Origin of the sequence: Shewanella sp. 11B5, from assembly GCF_002836795.1 — a bacterium.
Lineage (GTDB): Bacteria > Pseudomonadota > Gammaproteobacteria > Enterobacterales > Shewanellaceae > Shewanella > Shewanella frigidimarina.
Map to the genome: position 1 here is coordinate 1 of NZ_PJAP01000999.1, position 2,750 is coordinate 2,750.

General features: G+C 37.4%; 1 protein-coding gene. It reads right to left on the minus strand.

Annotation, left to right across the window (positions count from 1 at the left end; all coding sequences use genetic code 11):
- Positions 1-71: 71 nt before the first annotated feature.
- On the minus strand, positions 72-2,645 hold the full coding sequence (locus CXF78_RS19440) for an AAA family ATPase (RefSeq protein ID WP_102037684.1): 2,574 nt from the start codon (positions 2,643-2,645) through the stop codon (positions 72-74).
- Positions 2,646-2,750: the final 105 nt, after the last annotated feature.

The following is a 2,750-nucleotide window of genomic DNA, read 5'->3' on the forward strand; positions in this document are numbered from 1 at the left end:
AATATTCAAAGGGGTAGGGGTTTTAACCCTCCCCTCTATTTCTAAGGCGCCTGTATTCGCGGGTTGTACAACTATATATCTTTTTTTCTGGATTGAAACTCAGTACGCCAAGTTATAAGAGCTTCGATATCAAGTTGTAATTCAGATGATTCAGGAATAATTACAGTTGTTTCAGTCGATTGACTATGTTCAAAACATGAATATTTTGTCATTAAATCATCGATAAACTTACAATCATCTTTTTTTATAAAGGGAAGCGCCCCTAAACGGTTTTCAGTAGTAACGCTACGTCTATGCCTTTTTACTACCTCGTTTAATAAATCATCTTCGACGGTACGTTCGATAAGCTTTCGAAAATCAGTACAAATACCTTGTGCTAGAGCACGGTATGCATCACCACCACCACTGTTACCAGCTCGCTTAGCTTCTCCGAGACGAGTAATTAAAATATTGTTAGCAGCTTTGGTTTTGGAGTTCCATACCTGATCCCCCACAGGATGACCAGCGATTCCATCATACGACTCAATGCATATCTGATGTAATTGTGTTTTTCTGAATATGTCGCCCAATTTTTTTGCTGCATCTTCAACAGCGCCATATAAAGAAAGACGATGTGTAAAAATTAGTACCTGTCGAGTCTTCGCTAATTCAGCTAAACGAGTGGCCACACTCCATTCAAAATCATTATCTAACGACGAAATAGGATCATCGAAGATAAATGGTGCAAACATTGGTTTTTCAGCTACATCGGCAAGAAACGCAGCCAGCGCTATAATACGACGTTCACCTTCACTTAAAACTAATTCGATAGGGTGGGATTGTTTAGAATCTTTCAACTGTAATCGATGTAATATTTTACCTTTTGTAGCTTTTGATTTAACAAGTTCTATTTTTATTCTGCTGGCACCAAGTGATTTAAGTTCATTATTAAAACGAATTACATAATTTTGCGTAATGACCTTTTCTGATATTGCACTAGCTTTTGTTGATACCGAACGTGAATTTGCTAACGATTTCCAGCCCTCGAATATTTTGTGGTGTTTCAATCTTTGTAATTCAACTTTAATAGCATCTCTTTGCTGTGATACCCAAAGTCTTGCCTCAAGTTCGTTTCTATTTTTTACTGCAAACTCCCGATCAAAAACTTGTGCATCTTTATCGTATTGAGCAGCCTTCAATTCTAAAGCTGTAGAATGCTCACTTATTACTTTTTCTGTATCAGTTGCTCTATTAACTGGAGCAATAGTATCAACAATAGTCTTACTAATTAATAAATTACGGACAATAGATGCTGATTCCCAGAAAGATATTAGATGGAGCTTCCATTCCTCAGTATTTAATCCAGCCGCTTCACATTGAGTATTAATAACCTCAACAGTCGGAATACTTAGAAGATGGGCAAGTGCATCGTTATAACTTGCTTCGGCTAATTTTGCCTCTCCCTCAAGCTTGCTTTGGACAAAAGACTCAAAATCATTTAAACGTTGCTTCGCATCTAAACCGAGTTCTTGATGGCATAGAACACAGTTTGCTTCGTCGGTAACAGGAAATGAGCGATTCGGATATACAGTTTGTGAATAAGCTCTAGCAGCCTCCCACAATGATCGCCATGTGTTACTTCCTACTTGTACTAGCAGAGCAGAGCTTACCTGAGCTGCTTCGGAAGCTATTTGCCTTTTATTGTGTGCGTCTAGTTGTAATTTTTTTAAACACTCTAAGTTTGCTACACCATATGCTAAGCCCCCTTTTTTGAGACTAGCCCCTACGTTATCTGCTTGCAGTTTGGTTGTCCTGAGTTGCTTAGCCATTGCTAATGGGTCAGTAACTTCTAATCTTTTTTTAAGTTGTTCGAGTTCCTGTTGGCTCTCCAAAGTCCAAGTTACAAGTTGTTCAAAAAATACATCGGAAGTATTTGAATTTAGAGATTTAAGTTTGATTGCGACATCTGTATTTACAAAGTTATTCGGTATTTGAGGTAATGAACTAACAAGCTGATTTTGTTCCGTTTGAAGTCTTATTTTTATTTGATCACAAGCGAGGGCTAAGGATTCAAACATTCCGATAACGGGGGGAGTGTACGTTGCTGAACTTTCATTTCGTAAATAATGATTTGCTTCGTCACTATCAAAGCAATCGATAGATCTGAGTGCATCAATTGGTTCGCTATTAGCATGCCATTCGCAACTAATAAGCTTACCCTCATATTCGTACTCAACTTCGCACTTTTGCTCTGTTGGAGCAGTTCGAAATACATTGGGTTTTAATATGGCAGAGCGAGGTTTACCTGACATTTTCTTAATAATGCGTGTGTAACTAGACTTACCAGAACCATTGTGACCGAAGACAACAGTCAGATTTCCTGACGTAAACGATAAAGGTAATCTTGGCGACAGGTTTTCAATTCCTTGAACCTTACCAATGCTTCGCAATCGTATCTCACTTGAAACTGAACTCGGTCGAATCAAACCCTCAAAACTACGATTTTTAGTCACTTTTTGACCATCTACAGATTTTATTCTGAGGCATGCTAAAGATAAATGTTGTTCAGTCAGGTTTCCTTGTTCTATTAGTGTTTCAGCAAGTTCTTGCATCCAATCTTGTTGTGTAAATAGCCAAGTACGAATCTCATTATGAATATTAAGCATTGCCTGTCCTTAGTTTAATTGCAAATTCCTAATCTACTTACTTAAAAGTTCTATTGAATCGTTCAATATGTGTTGATCATTAATATTATTATTTTTTAAATTATG

Bases quoted from the DNA above. Each gene is read 5' to 3' on its own strand.
- CXF78_RS19440 (WP_102037684.1), bottom strand. From the start codon at position 2,645: ATGCTTAATATTCATAATGAGATTCGTACTTGGCTATTTACACAACAA.